The 570-nt window shown below is 44.8% G+C and carries 1 rRNA gene; it reads left to right on the top strand.

The features are described 5' to 3' along the window. Nucleotides 1-387 precede the first annotated feature (387 nt). A 16S ribosomal RNA gene (locus tag AC1DWB_RS37055) occupies nucleotides 388-570 on the top strand; the annotation flags it as partial.

Raw genomic sequence — 570 nt, 5'->3', positions numbered from 1 at the left:
CCCAAAGAACTGTCCAAATATGTACGGGGGCGCAATGACCGGGGGTACCGGAATAGTTAATTTAATAAAAATTGATGAAACGCTTGACTTTAATCCGCGGATTGTGATAAATTAGTCTTCGCCACAAAAAAGCTTGTCCATTAAATAACGAACGGATTCAATCCGGTTGAAAAATAGTTGTTGCAATGTGATAGGCAACTGTGGTATATTGATAAAGTCGCTGTTCGGACGGTTACGATGCCGACRACGACAAGATTGTTCCTTGAAAACTGAACAACGAGCGTGCAAGTATAGCGAACTTCGGTTCGCAAAAGCATATGCTTACGAAGTACATTTGCAAGCAAATGTTTGAGCTAGTTAAGTTTATGAGCAAGTCAAATTTCTACCATTATGGAGAGTTTGATCCTGGCTCAGGACGAACGCTGGCGGCGTGCCTAATACATGCAAGTCGAGCGGACTCTTCCTTCGGGAAGGGTTAGCGGCGGACGGGTGAGTAACACGTAGGCAACCTGCCTGCAAGACTGGGATAACTAACGGAAACGTTAGCTAATACCGGATACACGGCTGGAT

The organism is Paenibacillus sp. P4_E11, assembly GCF_056401635.1.
This window is presented reverse-complemented; position numbering and strand designations above follow the sequence as displayed.